The organism is Apibacter sp. B2912 (assembly GCF_009827835.1).
Classification (GTDB): Bacteria; Bacteroidota; Bacteroidia; order Flavobacteriales; family Weeksellaceae; genus Apibacter.
Map to the genome: position 1 here is coordinate 136928 of NZ_WINV01000002.1, position 17805 is coordinate 154732.

The 17805-nt window shown below is 30.0% G+C and carries 12 protein-coding genes; 9 read left to right on the forward strand and 3 right to left on the reverse strand.

Features of this window, described 5'->3' with window-relative positions:
- Positions 1–7: 7 nt before the first annotated feature.
- Positions 8–2134, reverse strand: a complete 2127-nt coding sequence (locus GFV01_RS03960) for a type VI secretion system Vgr family protein (RefSeq protein ID WP_160564990.1) — start codon at positions 2132–2134, stop codon at positions 8–10.
- A 514-nt stretch (positions 2135–2648) separates the two neighbouring features.
- On the opposite strand from GFV01_RS03960, the gene bshC reads away from it, so the two are divergent.
- The 9 genes from bshC (at position 2649) to GFV01_RS04005 (ending at position 14856) form a co-directional block, all read left to right on the forward strand.
- The gene (gene bshC, locus GFV01_RS03965; protein WP_160564992.1) at positions 2649–4247 is read left to right on the forward strand and encodes a bacillithiol biosynthesis cysteine-adding enzyme BshC; all 1599 of its coding nucleotides are present in this window, start codon (positions 2649–2651) and stop codon (positions 4245–4247) included.
- 36 nt (positions 4248–4283) lie between these two features.
- Complete coding sequence (locus tag GFV01_RS03970; protein WP_160564994.1) at positions 4284–6017, forward strand: LysM peptidoglycan-binding domain-containing protein; 1734 nt, start codon at positions 4284–4286, stop codon at positions 6015–6017.
- Positions 6018–6073: 56 nt separating this feature from the next.
- Positions 6074–6961, forward strand: coding sequence for an ACP S-malonyltransferase (fabD, locus tag GFV01_RS03975; RefSeq protein ID WP_160564996.1), 888 nt, complete (start codon positions 6074–6076; stop codon positions 6959–6961).
- Positions 6962–7332: 371 nt separating this feature from the next.
- Positions 7333–8028 (forward strand): ABC transporter ATP-binding protein, encoded by a 696-nt coding sequence (locus GFV01_RS03980; RefSeq protein WP_160564998.1) that lies wholly within the window; start codon positions 7333–7335, stop codon positions 8026–8028.
- A gap of 10 nt (positions 8029–8038) precedes the next feature.
- Positions 8039–9268 (forward strand): ABC transporter permease, encoded by a 1230-nt coding sequence (locus GFV01_RS03985; RefSeq protein ID WP_160565000.1) that lies wholly within the window; start codon positions 8039–8041, stop codon positions 9266–9268.
- A 31-nt stretch (positions 9269–9299) separates the two neighbouring features.
- Positions 9300–10550, forward strand: coding sequence for an ABC transporter permease (locus GFV01_RS03990; protein WP_160543213.1), 1251 nt, complete (start codon positions 9300–9302; stop codon positions 10548–10550).
- Between the two features lie 193 nt (positions 10551–10743).
- On the forward strand, positions 10744–13362 hold the full coding sequence (locus GFV01_RS03995) for a valine--tRNA ligase (protein ID WP_160565010.1): 2619 nt from the start codon (positions 10744–10746) through the stop codon (positions 13360–13362).
- Positions 13363–13486: 124 nt separating this feature from the next.
- The gene (locus GFV01_RS04000) at positions 13487–14380 is read left to right on the forward strand and encodes a hypothetical protein (protein ID WP_160565012.1); all 894 of its coding nucleotides are present in this window, start codon (positions 13487–13489) and stop codon (positions 14378–14380) included.
- A 338-nt stretch (positions 14381–14718) separates the two neighbouring features.
- On the forward strand, positions 14719–14856 hold the full coding sequence (locus GFV01_RS04005; protein WP_160556716.1) for a multidrug transporter: 138 nt from the start codon (positions 14719–14721) through the stop codon (positions 14854–14856).
- A gap of 526 nt (positions 14857–15382) precedes the next feature.
- On the opposite strand, the gene hemN is transcribed toward GFV01_RS04005, so the two are convergent.
- Together hemN and kdsA are read right to left on the reverse strand one after the other, a co-directional pair.
- The gene (gene hemN / locus GFV01_RS04010; RefSeq protein ID WP_160565014.1) at positions 15383–16747 is read right to left on the reverse strand and encodes an oxygen-independent coproporphyrinogen III oxidase; all 1365 of its coding nucleotides are present in this window, start codon (positions 16745–16747) and stop codon (positions 15383–15385) included.
- Positions 16748–16956: 209 nt separating this feature from the next.
- Positions 16957–17775 carry a 3-deoxy-8-phosphooctulonate synthase gene (kdsA, locus tag GFV01_RS04015; RefSeq protein WP_160565016.1) on the reverse strand — a complete coding sequence of 273 codons (819 nt, stop codon included), beginning with the start codon at positions 17773–17775 and terminating at the stop codon, positions 16957–16959.
- Positions 17776–17805 lie beyond the last annotated feature (30 nt).

Consider the following 17805-nt stretch of genomic DNA (forward strand, 5'->3'; position numbering starts at 1 on the left):
TATGTTTTTAATTGATAAATACATCTCCTCCGTCTATTTTGGTGATACCTTCAATATGGTTGTTTTTAGCGGTAATTTCCACGTTATTACCTCCATTTACGCTAAAGAAGGTATTGGCGGTTGTTGTAATTTTATCTCCAGTAAAGGTTATAGTGCCATCTTCGTTAATAGTTATTGAATTTTCTCCTACTTTAAGAGTAATATTAGTTTTTCCTTCTAGACTGATATTACCGTCTTTGTCCATTTTCAATAAAGCCTCCTTACAACCTCCAACCGTAATGACTTGAGTAGAGGAAGCGCCTATGGAAGAATTTCCACTACCATCAAATTTCATATTTACAGAACCGGGAGTATCGGTCAATAAAGTACTTCCATCTTTATCATTCAATAATAATTTATTTCCTTTTACTGTTTGCAAACCTTTCATATAATTACCTGCTCCCCCGTGTCCGGATTTACCTCCTCCATTAAACATAGCCCCTAAGCTTACCGGCTTTTCTGCATTTCCGTTCTCAAAACTTACGATTACTTCTTCCCCTATCTCAGGCACTACATGCATTCCTTTGCCTTTTCCTGCATACGGGGTAATTGAACGAATCCAGGGAGTCGTACCGTTAAAAGGCTTTTGCCAAGGAAACTGTACCCGAATTCGAGACATTCCTTCCGGATCGTTATTATCCGTAACCGTAGCCGATTGCTCTTCACACATAGGAATAGCATCCTCATCCATATACTCAGGAACCATATTGTCCATAGGTACGCCCACCAATTCATTATAATATCCTTCGGTAATGTCTTGAGAATGCGTGATTTCTATAATTTTATATCGTTCCAAAGGAACTTCCCCGTCTTTAAAAAGCCCGCTTTTAGGCATCCAGCCTTTAAGCTTTACAATATCTCCCAATCTTAAATTAGGATTATTGGTTTTAGCTTCTAAAAACAGTACATGTTGACGTCTAAGCTTTTGCCTTTCCACGGCTTGGGTTACCTCAATAGAACCTTTTTCCAATAAAGATTGATTGTATAAGGATAAAGGCACCTTAGTATATATTTTTTCCGAAGCAGTGATAGCATGTTGTTGAAAAGGATTAACAATACTCCATTTAGGAGGAATACTGTCAGAGTCTACCGTATGGTTTTGAGCCCTTTTCGCATCATAACCAACATAGCTGAATTTTTGAGGAACTAATCTCATTTTCAGCTCATAACTGTAGACATCTTTTTCTTCCACCAATTCGACGGTTTTACCTCCCGCTCCTCCAAAGACAATTTGTTGCCCGTTATAATAGAGCCATTCCCCATACCTTGTAGCTAAACGTTTAATAAACTCCCAATCCGATTCACGATATTGTACCGTATAAAGTAGAGTATCTTTTAACATAGGACGTAAGTCCCAGCTGAGCAAATCCGATTGATATTCTGAAGTGGCCTGTTGAATAATAGCGTCTAAACTTTGATTTTCAAAACTTTGACAATCCAGCCCGTTTTCCAATAAAATAGTAGGAGCATGGCCCTTGATAAAAAGCTTATTATAGCCATCCACCTTTTTATTGGAAAGCTCGGTAACAATACCCGAAAAAATATAAGCGGTTTGTCCGTATTGTTTGAGTTGAATAGAAATTTTCTTACCTAAAAGCTCACGAGAATTGGTCATCGGATAAGAATCCCTGTCACCGAATGCTTCCGCATAACAAGAAATTTCAAAATGGTCATGGTCCGCCATTTTTTGGTTTAGCGTAAGAGTAAAATGACTGTCTCGTAATACTTCGTTACCATCAATAGAAATAGCTGCATAAACAATATGAGAATTTTTAAGTTGAGAAGCTAAATCCCCTCCATATTTAGCAAAAAATTGAGAAGCCATATCTTTAATTTTCTTTTCCAGAGCACCCGGAGGAGTTACACTAAAACAATCAGGAGGTTTAATGGCATCTTCAAGTTTAATGGATCTATCACTACCGGCAACTATATTTTTTTTAAGCAAATCAAGCTTATCCGAATGATCGGAAGCAGAAGCTGTAAACGAATTAATTTTTTGATTTACCTTATCGGTAATTCCGGAAGAATCAACTATATTTTTAGTCAAATCTTTAGTGTTAAGATTCACCGAATTCTTTTTATCCAAAGGATTCATGGGATTTTAATTTAATTAAGTTAAAAAATAAAAACTAATATTTATAAAAAATATGGAGTAAATATAGTTATTTTATTTATTTATTAATAATTAAATATTAAAAAATATCTTAAATAAATACATAAAACAATAAATATATATCTATAAAAGCTAATAAAATTAAATAATAGAGTAGATTTATGAGTTTTGAATATTTTATTAATATCTATACTATAATTATAACATAGATGAAATAATAACTTATAATGTAATATATTGGAGATGAAGTTTTTAATAGTAAATACGATTCTTTAATTTAAAATCAACATAAACATAGGATTTAATTCTACTAATTAATCTGTATTTCATTAAATATTTTAAATTAGTAATTAATATACGTTACTATTGTTATTATAACTATTTGGCACAATTATTTTATTTACAGTACATAAGGTTAAAAACTAAATCTTTGTCATTACTATTTAAATACAAAAGTGTAGTTTTTATCTGAAAAAATTTATTGTAAATTTGAATTGTGAAAAATCAGATTAACATTGCCGATATTCCCGGAATTTCTCAATTAATTAAAGATTATGTAACTAAGGAGGAAAAAACAGCATCTCTTTATGGAAGAAATTTATCGCCTGAATCTTTACTTCTACAGGCTAGAGAAAAAATTACCAATTATAAACACAGGGAAAAGTTAGTTGATGAATTGCAAAGACAGCTAAAAAATTTACAATTGTCTGAAAAGCAAACAATCAATCTAAAAAATCTTAGTTTAGCGAATTCAATAACTATCACAACCGGGCATCAACTAAATTTAATGACCGGTCCATTGTATTTCATCTATAAAATTTTACAGGTAATAAAATTATGTGATACGATGAATAAAAGACAAGAGGAATTTAAATTTATTCCAATTTTCTGGATGGCTACGGAAGATCATGATTTTGAGGAAATAAATCATTTTAATTTTAATAGGGAATTTATAAGTTGGAATGAGAAACATCATGATTATGTAGGTGAAATTTCAACCGGTGGATTAAAAACTGTCCTATCCGATTTTTATGAAGAATTGAAATATTATCCTTTTGGAAAGGAATTAAGAAAGATTATTGAAAAATCCTATTATACCGCGGATAATCTTTCAGATGCCACTCGAATTTTAGTTCATGAATTGTTTAAAGAATATGGTCTATTGTTTATAGATGGTAATACAGAGTCTTTAAAAAAATTGTTTATACCGTTTATTAAAGATGATATCAAGGAAAAAAAATCTTTCCGAATCATTTCAAAAACAATCGAAAAATTAAAATCGAATCATTATAAAATACAAGTAAATCCAAGAAAAATTAATTTTTTTTATCATAAAAATAAAGAAAGAAACCGTATAGATGAAACCAATGGTAAATATTATATTTTAGGAAGCTGTAAAAATTTTAGTGAAGTTGAAATACTGGAAGAAATAGATAAACATCCCGAAAATTTCAGTCCCAATGCATTGATGAGACCGGTGTATCAGGAAGTCATATTGCCTAACGTTGCCTATATTGGTGGAAATGCAGAAATTGCATATTGGATGGAACTTAAAGATTATTTTTCTGAACAAAAAATTCCTTTTCCTATATTGGTGCCAAGAAATTCTTTTTTATTGATTAATGACAATCAAGAAAAAAGAATGAAAAGACTTTCTTTGAATATCAATCATTTATTTCTTCCAAAAGAACAAACAATTAATACCCTAGTAACTCAAAATTCATCTTATATATTTGATTTTACAAAGTACGAAAGACGTTTAAAAGAAATTTTCGATGATTTATTCAAAGAATCTGCTAATACAGATCCTAGTTGGGAAAATATGATTATGGCTCAAAAGAAAAAGCAACTCAATGGGTTGGAAAAAATAAACAAACGTTTTTATAAAGCAAATAGATTAAAACATAAAGAAATTGTGTACAATTTTGAAAAATTATATGAAGAATTATTTCCTGAAGGTAGTTGGCAGGAAAGGGTCTATAATTTTTCATTTTATTATGCGACAATGGGATCTGAATTTTTAGCTCGAATATACAATGAAATCAATGAATTTCAAAATATTGTAACAGTATTTAATTTAGAAAAAGGGAAATAAATAATTTAATTACATTTGCAACAAAGTTATTTAGAAATGAAAAAGCAATTTAATACGCTGCTATTATTATTTATAAGTTCCTTGATGCTTTCGCAACAGCAAAAACATACTGTTATGGCGAAAGAAACGCTTTATGGGTTAAGTAAAAAATACAATGTTTCTATTGATGATTTAAAAAAAGTAAATCCTCAATTAAACAGCCGTACGCTTCAGATAGGGGAAATACTTAATATACCGGATAAAAAAGCTTCTTCTAAAGCGAATGAATATTTAACTTCCAACACTGCTAATAACACCCAAAATATAGAAAATTCAAAAAATTTAGATTATTTTTATATTACCGTTGAGCCTAAACAAACGTTATACGGATTAAGTAAAAAGTATCATACTACAATTAAAAGCATAATAGCTCTTAATCCGGCTATGGATAAGAACGGTCCCAAAATTGGTGAAATTTTAAAAATTCCTGCCAATTCCTCATTGGAAAATTCAAATGCTTATAATCATGTTTATAGTGATGATAAAAAGGATCAGGAAGAATTAAAAATAAATAATTCAGATTTAAAAGAAGAAATCAACATAAAAGATAACAAAGAGTTAACTTCGGCAAAAGAAGATCCAATAGAAACTAATAAAAAAGAAAATATTGAAAATCAGAATGATAAAGAATCTGATATCTTAAGTAAGAATAAATTACCTGAAAATGGTTTACATAATGATGCTAAAAATCAATCATCAAGTCAAGCCGACAGTGAATTTAGAAAAGACGGAGTAAATGTGGTTTTATTTTTACCTTTCCATGCCGGAGAATCGTCCGTTAATGCGGAAAGGCGTATAGCAACCCAATTTTATTCAGGTGTTAAACTTGCACTGGATTCTTTGACCAATAGAGGAAAAAGAGTTCATGTAAAGATATTTGACACAAGTAATGATAATAAATTCAGAGAAATTGTTAATACCTTTGATTTTTCGAATACCAATCTTATAATAGGACCTTTATTTAAATCGAACTTATTGACTCTAGCAGATAAAATTAAAAAAATTCCGATAATTTCTCCATTTTCTTCCAGCGATGACCTAGATAAACACGAAAATTTAATTTTATATAATACAAAAGATCAAATATTAGCTGAGAAAGTAACTGATGAAATGTTAAAAAAATATTCCAACGAAAAAATATATATAGTATATGATGAGGAACATTTTAAAACGGCTCAGTTTATTCAATCAATAATTAAAGATAGAAAAAATAATGCGGAAGTAATTTTAACTAAAAATGCAGAAGATATTAAACCGGATCAGAATTTAGTTACTGATGAATATAATAAAATTTATGCCCTATTAATTTCAAATCAAGATCCGGTAATAAATAAATATTTGGATACGATAACTAGTTTTGAAAACAATCAAATACAACCTATTTCTTTATTTTACTCTTCTTTATTTGATAATAAAAAATATGAAGAAAAACTTATAAATTTCGGATTGTTATATTTAGATACTAATTATGTGAATGAATTTGGTTTTAATGAACAAAAAATGATGAATTTATATAAGAAAAAATATTGTCATATGCCGGATAGATACGCAATTACCGGTTTTGATGTAACCTATGATATTTTAAGTCGTGTTGATGAAAAAGGGAATTTATCTAACGCAATTATGAAAGCTGAAAGCAAACAAGTCAGCAATAAATATTCTTTTAGAAGAATAAATAAAAATGGAGCTTGGGTTAATCAAGAAGCTAGAATTATTCAATTATTAAAATAACTTAGAACAAACAAAATTACATATAACAATAAAATACTTAATATTAAAAAAAATTAATGAATTCATTAGTATTTCCCGGACAGGGTTCTCAGTTCCCAGGCATGGGAAAAGAAATATATGAGAGCAGAGCTGATATTAAAGAAATGATGAACTCTGCTAATGATATATTAGGGTTTAATATCATTGATATCATGTTTAAGGGAACCGAAGAACAACTAAAACAAACAAAAGTAACTCAACCTGCGATTTTTATCTATTCCATAGCTTCTGCTAAAGTTAATGAAAATGCCCGAATTGAAATGGTAGCAGGGCATTCCTTAGGAGAATTTTCTGCATTAGTTGGAAATGGAGTCCTGTCTTTTGATAACGGTTTAAAATTAGTTTACGAAAGAGCCTTGGCGATGCAAGAAGCTTGTGAAGAAAATCCTTCTTCGATGGCAGCGGTTATAGGTTTAGATGATGAATCTGTCGAAAAGGTATGTCAGGAGATATCCTCTGAAAATAATATTGTAGTTCCGGCAAATTATAATTGTCCGGGGCAATTGGTAATATCAGGTCATACAGAAGCAGTTAAACAAGCTTGTGAAATTTTAAAAGAAAAAGGGGCTAAAAGAGCAATTTTGCTGCCTGTTAGCGGGGCTTTCCATTCACCACTTATGAAAAGTGCCGAGAAAAGATTAGAAGAAGTTATTCTTAAAACTAAATTTAATACACCTAGTGTCCCAATATATCAGAATTATACCAGTAAAGCTGTTACCAATATTGAAGAAATAAAAGAAAATCTTATTAAACAATTGACCTATCCGGTAAACTGGACAAAAATAATTCGTAACATGATACAAGATAATTGTTCGGTATTTACAGAAACCGGTCCTGGAAAGGTTTTACAAGGATTAATTAAAAAAATTGACAGTTCCGTTGAAGTTTCCTCACTCTCCAACTAAAAAAATTTAATAGAATACAAAAAAGAGATCTTATATAAGATCTCTTTTTTTATGACGAATATTTTTTAATGATAAATCATTAACTTTTTTTAAACAAAAAGATTTTAAATCTGTATATAATATCACCATTTAGAATTTATGTTTATAAAAATTTTTAAAAACAGATTAAACAAAAATTCATTAAAGGTTTATACGGATATAATTAATTTGCTTTAATAAAAGCTATAAATAAACATTAAATTTAATTTATCGATCATTTTTAGTTTATATAGAATGTTAAACATATATTAAATAAACTGTTTCGATTTTGCGGTAATCTGTAACATTTAGTAGTTAAATTATACAAATTAGTAACTACAATTGCAAACGACATGATTTCATTGAAAAACATACATAAGTATTATGACATAGGTCATAATAAATTACATGTATTAAAAGGAATTAATCTGGAAATAGGAGAAGGAGAAATGGTTGCTATTATGGGGTCTTCCGGATCAGGTAAATCTACCTTGTTAAATATTCTTGGAATATTGGATTACGCTGACGAAGGAGAATATCTCTTGGATGGGGTTAAAATTGAAAAAGATTTAAGCGAATCAAAAGCAGCAGATTACAGAAATAAATTTTTAGGCTTTGTTTTTCAGTCCTTTAACTTGATAAGCTTTAAAAATGCTATGGAAAATGTCGCACTTCCTTTATATTATCAAAAAGTAAAACGTTCTCAAAGAAATTCCAGGGCTATGGAATATTTAAAAATGGTAGGATTGGATGATAGAGCAGATCATATGCCCAATGAACTGTCAGGTGGACAAAAACAAAGGGTGGCAATTGCTCGCGCATTGGTAACACATCCTAAAGTTATTTTAGCCGATGAACCTACAGGAGCGCTTGACAGTCAAACCACTTATGACGTAATAAAATTTTTACAAAAAATTAATAACGAAGGAAAAACTATTTTAATAGTTACACATGAACCCGATGTGGCAAAACAATGCAAAAGGGTAGTTCATTTAAAAGATGGTATAATTGAAAGGGATGAATTTATTAATCAAGAAGTTTTAGTATAATTTATTAACTATGTTTAATATAGATCGCTGGCAGGAAATATTTTATTCCATCAAGCAAAATAAATTAAGAACTTTTCTTTCGGGTTTTACAATATCATTAGGATTATTTATCTTCATTATACTTTTCGGTTTTGGAAATGGTTTAAAAAATGGCTTTTCACAAGCCTTCATATTGGATTCCTCCAGTACAATTAATATAATTCCGGGAAAAGCAACCGAAGCATATTTAGGTTTACAACAAAACAGGGATGTAACTCTTAAAAATGAAGATCTTGAACTTGTAAAGAAAGAATTTGATGAAAATTTAGAGTTTAAAACAGCTACCATCACACAGCCTGAAAATGTTACTTACAGAACATCCTCAGGAATCTATACAGTTCAGGCAACTTACCCGGATAAGCAATATATTGAAAAAGCCATTATTACATCAGGACGTTTTTTAAATCAATCAGATATAATAAACAAAACTAAATTTGCCGTTATAGGTCGATTGGTTGAAAAAGATCTTTTTAAAAATGAAAAAGCCTTAGGTAAATATATAAATATAGGCGGAATCAATTATAAAGTGGTTGGTATATTCTACGATGAAGGAGGGGATAATGATGAAAGAATAATTTACATCCCTATATCCACTTTACAAAGTCTCAAAAAAAGTACGGATCATGTAAGCCAGATAGATGTTGCTTATTTATCGGATATGAAACCTAGTGTAGCTGTGAAATTAGGAGATGAGATTGAGAGAACTTTACGTTCTAAACTTAAAATTTCTCCTACGGATAAAACCGGTTTGGTTATTCGAAACAGAGCCCAAAATATGGAAGATACCTACTCGTTTTTCACGGTGATTTCTTCTTTGGTTATGTTTATAGGATTTGGTACCATAATGGCCGGAATTATCGGTATTAGTAATATTATGGTTTATATTGTAAAAGAAAGGACAAAAGAAATAGGAATTAGAAAAGCTTTAGGAGCAAAACCGTTCAGTATTGTTTGGCTTATATTGCAAGAATCTATTTTCATTACAGTTATTTCCGGTATTTCAGGGGTTATTTTAGGTAGTCTGGCTCTTTATTTTATAGGTAATAACCTTTCCACCTATCTTATAGTAGATCCTTCGGTAAGTAAAGAATTATTAATTTTTGCAACGGTATCCTTAATAACTTTTGGTACGGTAGCAGGATTTATTCCGGCAAGAAAAGCTGCAAAAATAAAACCTATAGAAGCCTTAAGTTCAGATTAAACTATTTATTGAAATTTAATATCTTATACAAATGCAAATTTTAGATAGAGAAACATGGGTTGAAATTTACCATACTCTCAGCAAAAATAAGTTGCGCACCATTTTAACAATGATCGGTGTGGCATGGGGAATGTTTTTGTATGTATTTCTTTTAGGAGCTGCTAAAGGTGCTGAAAATGGTTTTTATAAAATATTTGATGGATATGCAACCAACAGTATATTTCTTTGGGGTGGATCTACAGGTGAACCCTATAAAGGATACCCGAGAGGAAGGGAGTTAGCTATACATTTGGATGATGTAGAATATTTGAAAAAACAAGTTCCTGAAATTGATTTTGTAGTACCTAGAAATGCTGCTTCCTCAGAACAAAGTGTTATAAACAGAAAAAATAAAAGTAAAAACTTCACCGTATTTGGTGATTTTGCTTCGGTATCCAAAGTACAAAAGAAACAATTGATTACAGGAAGATTACTAAATGAAGAAGATGATGTTCAGAAAAAAAAGGTTGCGATAATCGGTAAAGAGGTTTATGAACAATTATTCAATAATAAAGAAAATGCTATAGGTGAATATATCAAAATTAACGGAATTTATTTTCAAGTAGTAGGAGTTTACAGAAATCCAAATTCTGGGTTTTTACCGGAAGATGTGGTATATATTCCTTTCAATACCTATCAGAAAATCTACAATCAAGGAGATAAAGTAAATTGGATGGTAATTTCCATTAAACCTCAATACAATGTTAATGTGGTCGAAGAAAAGATCAAAACAGCTTTAAGAAAAAAATACGATGTAGCCCCCACAGATGAAAAGGCTTTCGGTGCTTGGAATTTCGCTGAGAACTTTAGAAAATTAACCAATTTCTTAAAAGGATTGCAAATCCTTACTTGGTTTGTGGGAGGATTAACCATTCTTGCCGGAGTAGTTGCTATTTCCAATATTTTATTAATAACGGTGAAAGAAAGAACCCTGGAAATAGGTATTCGAAGAGCATTAGGTGCCAAACCGGGTGAGATAAGATCACAAATACTTATGGAAAGTGTGTTTTTAACTGTCTTTTCCGGTTTACTCGGTTTCATATTAGGAGTATTACTTTTAATAGGAATGAGTTCATTTATGGGCGATGCCAATCCTAAATTTCCGTTCTATAATCCAACCGTAAATATTTGGAACGTATTAGCAGCCTTGTTTTTAATGGTAAGTTTAGGTTTGTTTATTGGACTTATACCGGCCCAAAGAGCAGTGCAAATAAAACCGATTGAGGCTTTGCGAACAGAATAATAGTCATATAAATTAGTTTAATTTTGGAAATTATGACTTTATCTAAAAAATCAGATAAGTGATAAGACACAAAAGCAAATGCAATAGGATTTTCAAATTTTGAAAATCCTATTTTTATATCTAGTAATATAATTTTTTTAAAAAATTTTAATAAAATATTACCTTTGTAGTCATTCTCAAAAAATAAGAATACATGTCAGAAATTACAGCAAAATATTCTCCTAAAAACGTTGAAGATAAATGGTATAAATTTTGGATGGATAACCACTTTTTTCATTCAGAACCGAATGAGAAAAAACCGTATACTATTGTAATTCCTCCCCCTAATGTAACCGGTGTATTACACATGGGACATATGCTTAATAATACAATTCAGGATGTATTAATAAGACGTGCCCGAATGTTGGGATATAATGCTTGCTGGGTTCCCGGAACAGATCATGCTTCCATAGCCACTGAGGCCAAAGTAGTTAACAAGCTAAAAGAACAGGGAATTAGTAAATTTGACATAGGAAGAGAAAAGTTTTTAGAACATGCATGGGAATGGACTCACACACATGGTGGTATCATATTAGAACAATTAAAAAAATTAGGTTGTTCTTGTGATTGGGATCGTACAAAATTCACCCTTGACGGCGATCTATATAATTCAGTAATTAAATGTTTTGTGGATCTTTATAATAGAGGGTATATTTATAAAGGGAACAAGATGATTAATTGGGATCCGGAAGCGAAAACCAATATATCCGATGAAGAAGTAATTTATAAAGAACATAACGGAAAACTATATTTTTTGAGATATAAAGTAGCTCATGAAGACCATTATGTAATCGTAGCTACTACAAGGCCGGAAACTATATTCGGTGACACCGCTCTTTGTATAAATCCCAATGATGAGCGTTATCAATTTTTAAAAGGAAAGAAAGTTATAGTACCGATCTGTAACAGAGAAATACCGGTCATTGAGGATGAATACGTAGATATGGAATTTGGAACGGGAGTTTTAAAAATAACTCCTGCTCATGATGTCAATGATTATAACTTGGGCAAGAAGCACCAATTAGCTACCATTGATATTTTTAATGATAATGCAACACTAAATGATAATGGATTGCATTATAAAGGGAAAGACAGATTCATAGTTCGTAAGGAAATAACTAAAGAGCTTAAAGAAAAAAATCTTCTTGAAAAAGAAGAAAATTATGTAAATAAAGTGGGAACTTCTGAACGAACCGGAGCAGTTATTGAGCCTAAAATATCGGTACAGTGGTTTATGAAAATGAAGGATTTTGCTAAACCGGCTCTTGATGCAGTATTAAATGAAGAGCTTAAACTGTATCCGGATAAGTTCGTTACTACTTACAAAAATTGGTTAGAAGACATTCATGATTGGAATATCTCACGTCAGCTTTGGTGGGGACATAGAATACCTGCTTATTATTATGGAGAAGGCGAAAACGATTTTGTAATTGCAGAAACAAAAGAAGAGGCTCTAAAGTTAGCTCAAGAAAAAAACTCATCCATCACATCTGAAACCTTACGACAAGAAGAAGACGTATTAGATACCTGGTTTTCTTCCTGGTTATGGCCTATTTCAGTTTTCAACGGAATCAATGAACCGGACAATAAAGAAATTAATTATTATTATCCTACCCAAGATTTAGTTACCGGACCGGATATTATATTTTTCTGGGTTGCCAGAATGGTAATGGCAGGATATGCTTTCAGAAATGAAAAACCATTTTCTAACGTTTATTTCACCGGAATTGTACGAGATAAATTAAGAAGGAAAATGTCTAAGCAGCTAGGAAATTCTCCGGATCCTTTAAAATTGATTGAAGAATACGGAGCAGATGGTGTACGAGTAGGGGTATTATTAAGTTCATCTGCCGGAAATGATCTTATGTTTGATGAAGATTTATGTTTACAAGGGAGAAATTTTTCAAATAAAATTTGGAATTCTTTCCGTTTAGTACAATCTTGGAATGTAGATTCATCAAAACCTCAAACCATTGAAAGTAAAGAAGCTATATCTTGGCTAAAAAATAAAATAGCTAAAACAGTTACTTTAATAAATGGAGATTTTGAAAAATATCGAATTTCCGACGCTTTAATGAATATTTATAAACTCATTTGGGACGACTATTGCTCTTGGTATTTAGAAGCTGTTAAACCCTCATTTGGTGAAGATATTGATGAAAAAACTTATATAGAAACAATAGCGATTTTAGAAGACCTGTTAAAATTGATTCATCCATTCATGCCATTTATTTCTGAAGAGATTTGGCAAACAATTAAAAAAAGAGAAATACAAGAAAGCCTTATTATCACTTCCACAGTCTCTGAAAACGCATATAATGAATCCATTATATCCAATTTTGAAGTAACCAAAGAAATTATTTCAAGTATTAGAAATTTCCGTTCTGAAAAAGGCCTTTCACCCAAAGAATCGTTAACGCTTATAGTTAAATCATCCGATAAATTGGAAAATATTGCTACCATAAAAAAATTAGCTAATATTTCACAAATAAAGGATCAACTGAATGAAAATGAGCCATCATATACATTTTTAGTTGGTAAATTGGAATTTGCCATACCTTTTACACAAACAATCGATACAGAAGCAGAAAAAGCAAAAATATTGGAAGATATAGCTTATTTAGAAGGATTTTTAAAAAGCGTAAATGCAAAACTGTCTAATGAAAAATTTGTGAATGGAGCTCCTCAAAAAGTAGTCGAAATGGAAAGAAAGAAGCAATCTGATACACTGGAAAAATTAACTATTTTAAAAGAGAGCTTAAAAAAGTTATAAGACTAGCTATTTTTATCAAATTTTAGTTTACAGAAAGAAATAAAACTATTGAAACATTTATAAATGATTTATTTGAATTAATAAGTAAATAGGACAAATCCTATCAATTAAATACTGAGAACGTATGATGAAGCTACTTAGCCTTATTTTTTGTTTAGTTTCAATAGTTTTATATAGTCAGGTAGAAAAAAATATATTAGACTTATCCGAATATCCCGAAAAATATATATTGTCGTCTAAAATCAATGAAACTTCTGCACTTGAGTTTTATAATGATTTCCTATATACCTGTAACGACAGCGGAGGAGAATCCGAAATATATAAATTAAGCACCCTGGATGGAAAAATAGTAGAAACGATAAAAATCAAAGGAGTTAAAAATGTTGATTGGGAAGAATTGGCACGTAAAGGAGATACTCTTTTTATTGGTGATTTTGGAAATAATTTAGGCATTCGCAAAGATTTAACTGTATATCAAGTAGTTTTACCAACCAATGCAACAAATTTAAAAGAAATAACTATAGTCGATCAGTTTCAATTTACGTTCGAAGATCAAAGAGATTATGAATACAAAGGAAACTTTAAGACAAACTTTGATTGCGAAGCATTTATTTATTATAAAAATAAGCTTCATTTATTTACTAAACGATGGGGAGATTTTCATACCGCTCATTACGAAATAGATTTAACTTCTGTATCAAAATCTAAAATTGCAAAAAAGATAGAAACTTTTAATACGGAATGTTTAATAACCGGAGCAGACATACACCATGATACATTATATTTGATAGGATATACCAAAGAAGCAGCCTATGTATGGAAATTTTATGATTTTGAAGATCATAATTTTTTTAATGGTAAATCCAAACAAACCTTGATCGGTTTAACCGCTGCTATCGGTCAAACAGAAGGTATTGCCGTAACAGATTCCAAAATATATATAACCGCTGAAGAAATGAATTATTCGCTCTTTCATGTTAACCCCACACTATATATTCTCAACAAAGATGAACTTTAGTTTATAAATGATATTTTTTTGATCTAAATTTTAATTGGTAGTATGTTTTATTGAACATCATTTTATAATCCATAATTTTATATCTTTTAGATTAAATAGGAGGTTACTAATGCTCAAATTTAGCATCCTTAAAATTATTACTTTATAAAAAAATAAATGTTTCAATCTGCATTTATCCTTGTAATTTTTTTTATTTTATAGTAAAAATAGAATCTAATATTATGCTTAGTGAAAATAAATACCTTTACTTTTTAAGTAAGAGAAGATAAAAAGTAAAAATATATACTTTATTTTAAAAATTATTTTATCTTTGCTTATAAATCACAAAAATTAATACTATGGCTAAAGAAAAAAAAATAGTAAGGTACAGAGATGCCGAAACTGGACACTACACTACAAAAAAATATGCTGAAGAAAATCCTAAGACTACGGTAAGGGAGACTGATCGGGTTAAGCCCAGAACTAAGAAAAAATAATTGTTAATTTAACCTTTATCTTTGTTGTTATCTAAATTAATAAATTATACACATGCACATTTATTAAATAAAAATATTTGTGTTTTCGGTAGTAATAGGGAAAAATCAAATAGCTATTTATTGAATTTTATCTGATTATTATTTGAATTTCATTGCATAAATTTTAATGATATAACAATAGATAAAATAAAAATTAGAGATATTCAGATATTATAACCTTTTAATTTTAAAATCCAGTAATAGTACAGTTAAAGCTCACATTTACTAATGTGAGTTATTTTGTTATTGTTACCAATATTAAAAAAATGAGTATTTCTTATATTAAATATGTTATGTAACAATTCTTTTTGCAAATTTTATTTACATATTTATAGTTTTGGAATTAATTAAATTCAATCAATGAAATTATAAATTATAAATTAAGCGATCGCTTTAAAAATAAATTTTACGTAAATTAACTATTTATAAAATGCAAGAAAAATTCAGTAAAAATCTATTGATATAATTAAACAAAAAAAATTCAAGCTTAAACTGTCATAGAAAACAATTTAGTTTGAGGTGCATTTTTCATCATTCTCAGATCAAAAGCCATACAAATATTACGAATAAACGATCGACCATTTTCTTTTATAACTAAAGAATTTCCCGATAATTCAATAAGATCGTCTGCTTCAAACTCTCGTAATCTTTCGATGATTTCAGGATAATTTTTTTGAATAATTCCATCTTCCCAACGGGTTTCCAACAAACACATTAAATTCAGTATGTGTCTTCTAATAAATAAATCTTCCTTATTTAAAATATGCCCTCTAAAAACAGGAAGTTCTTGATTATTAACTTTTTGGTAGTATTCTTCTATAGTTTTTACATTTTGAGCGAATGCATACCAATTGTCTGAAATGGAAGAAACTCCTAATCCGATCATTACTTGAGTGGAAGAGGAGGTATATCCCATAAAATTTCTATGTATTTTTCTATTTAGCATGGATTGATACAAAGAATCTGATTTTAAGGAAAAATGATCCATTCCGATTTCAAAATATCCCATATTTTCCAATAATTCTTTACCTTTTTCATACAATTCTCTTTTTTCCTCACCGTTTGGCAAATCTTCATCTTTGAAACCTCTTTGTCCAACACCTTTAATCCACGGAACATGGGCATAAGAATAAAATGCAATTCTGTCGGGTTGCATTACTTCTGTCATTTTGATGGTGTGCTTCACTTTATTTAAATCTTGAAAAGGCAGCCCAAAGATTAAATCGTGGCTTATACTTTCATATCCTATTTCTCGAGCAATATCAGTTACTTTTTTAACGTTTTCAAGGGGTTGAATACGGTGTATCGCTTGTTGTACTTTAGGATCGTAATCTTGAACTCCAAAACTTACTCTTCTAAATCCGAGATTGTATAAGGATTGAAGATGTTCACGTGTGGTATTATTCGGATGCCCTTCAAAACTAAATTCTTTTTCCGAATGAATTTCTGCTTTTGAGAAAATATTTTCTAATAAATACGTTAGATTTTCAGGAGAAAAAAACGAAGGAGTTCCACCTCCTAAATGTAATTCTTTTATAATGGGTTTTTCAGGCAGTAAAGCTAGATACAACTGCCATTCTTTTAAAAGAGTTTCTATATATACTAACTCAACATTATGCTGTTTAGTAATACGCTTATTGCACGCACAAAAAGTACATAAACTTTCACAAAAAGGAAGGTGAATATACAAACTAATGCCTTCTCTTTTATTACTTTCTAAAAAAGATTTTTGTAGCGTTTGAATCCATTTTTCAGAAGAAAAATTTTTTTCATCCCAGTAGGGTACCGTAGGGTAGCTGGTATATCTGGGACCGGGTACATTATATTTTTGTATAAGAGTATTATTTTGCATATTTCGTTTCGTTACTGCAAATTTATTGATAACAAAATATATGACTTACATAATTCAATTACTTTGAATTATATATTTATAAATCAAACCAATAAAGATTTTTTAAAATAGTTAACTCTGGATAAAAATATTAAGTAATAAAAAAGTCAATAAAGAACTTGAAACGATTAGATTATTTTGAATTAAATGAAATCATTTCAACTAATGTACTAATTGATAGCTCCTCTTATTTTCACTAATTTTTCCAACAAGATTTCCAGTAAATCCAGTTTTAACATATTAGCCCCATCGGAAAGGGCAATTTCAGGATTCGGATGAGTTTCAATGAAAATTCCATCAGCACCAACGGCGATACCTGCTTTAGCAATAGTTTCAATCATATCGGGTCTTCCTCCCGTTACACCGGTTGTTTGATTGGGTTGTTGTAACGAATGCGTAACATCTAATATTACAGGAGCATAGTTCCTCATAGTAGGTATTCCTCTATAATCTACAATTAAATCATGATATCCAAAAGAAGTTCCTCTATCAATAATTGCATAGTTGGAATTTCCTGAATCTTTTATTTTTTGAGCGGCAAATTGCATGGCTTCAGGAGACAAAAATTGACCTTTTTTTAAGGTAATATACTTTCCGGTTTTTGCAGCGGCAACTAACAAATCAGTTTGTCTAACCAAAAAAGCAGGAATTTGTAATACATCCACATATTTTGCAGCCCATTGAGCATGTTCGTTTTCATGAATATCGGTAGTGGTGGGTATTGAAAACGTATCACCAACTTTTTTTAATATTTCTAAAGATTTTTGCTCTCCAATCGTTGTGAAGCTGTCGACCCTTGATCGATTTGCTTTTTTAAAAGAACCTTTAAAAATATAAGGAATACCTAATTTATCTGTTATTTCAATAATTTTTCCGGCAATATCCATAGCCATTTGCTCACCTTCAATAATACAAGGTCCTGCAATTAAAGTAAAATTATTAGTATTTGTATTTTTTATTTTAGGAATTAAATATAAGCTGTTTATCATGAGGAATCTTTTTTACAAATTTACTATATA

Excerpts from the sequence above, each read along its gene's own strand:
- GFV01_RS03970 (WP_160564994.1), top strand. The coding sequence starts at position 4,284 with ATGAAAAAGCAATTTAATACGCTGCTATTATTATTTATAAGTTCCTTG.
- GFV01_RS03980 (WP_160564998.1), top strand. The coding sequence starts at position 7,333 with ATGATTTCATTGAAAAACATACATAAGTATTATGACATAGGTCATAAT.
- GFV01_RS03995 (WP_160565010.1), top strand. The coding sequence starts at position 10,744 with ATGTCAGAAATTACAGCAAAATATTCTCCTAAAAACGTTGAAGATAAA.
- GFV01_RS03985 (WP_160565000.1), top strand. The coding sequence starts at position 8,039 with ATGTTTAATATAGATCGCTGGCAGGAAATATTTTATTCCATCAAGCAA.
- GFV01_RS04005 (WP_160556716.1), top strand. The coding sequence starts at position 14,719 with ATGGCTAAAGAAAAAAAAATAGTAAGGTACAGAGATGCCGAAACTGGA.
- GFV01_RS03960 (WP_160564990.1), bottom strand. The coding sequence starts at position 2,134 with ATGAATCCTTTGGATAAAAAGAATTCGGTGAATCTTAACACTAAAGAT.
- hemN (WP_160565014.1), bottom strand. The coding sequence starts at position 16,747 with ATGCAAAATAATACTCTTATACAAAAATATAATGTACCCGGTCCCAGA.
- GFV01_RS03990 (WP_160543213.1), top strand. The coding sequence starts at position 9,300 with ATGCAAATTTTAGATAGAGAAACATGGGTTGAAATTTACCATACTCTC.
- fabD (WP_160564996.1), top strand. The coding sequence starts at position 6,074 with ATGAATTCATTAGTATTTCCCGGACAGGGTTCTCAGTTCCCAGGCATG.
- GFV01_RS04000 (WP_160565012.1), top strand. The coding sequence starts at position 13,487 with ATGATGAAGCTACTTAGCCTTATTTTTTGTTTAGTTTCAATAGTTTTA.
- kdsA (WP_160565016.1), bottom strand. The coding sequence starts at position 17,775 with ATGATAAACAGCTTATATTTAATTCCTAAAATAAAAAATACAAATACT.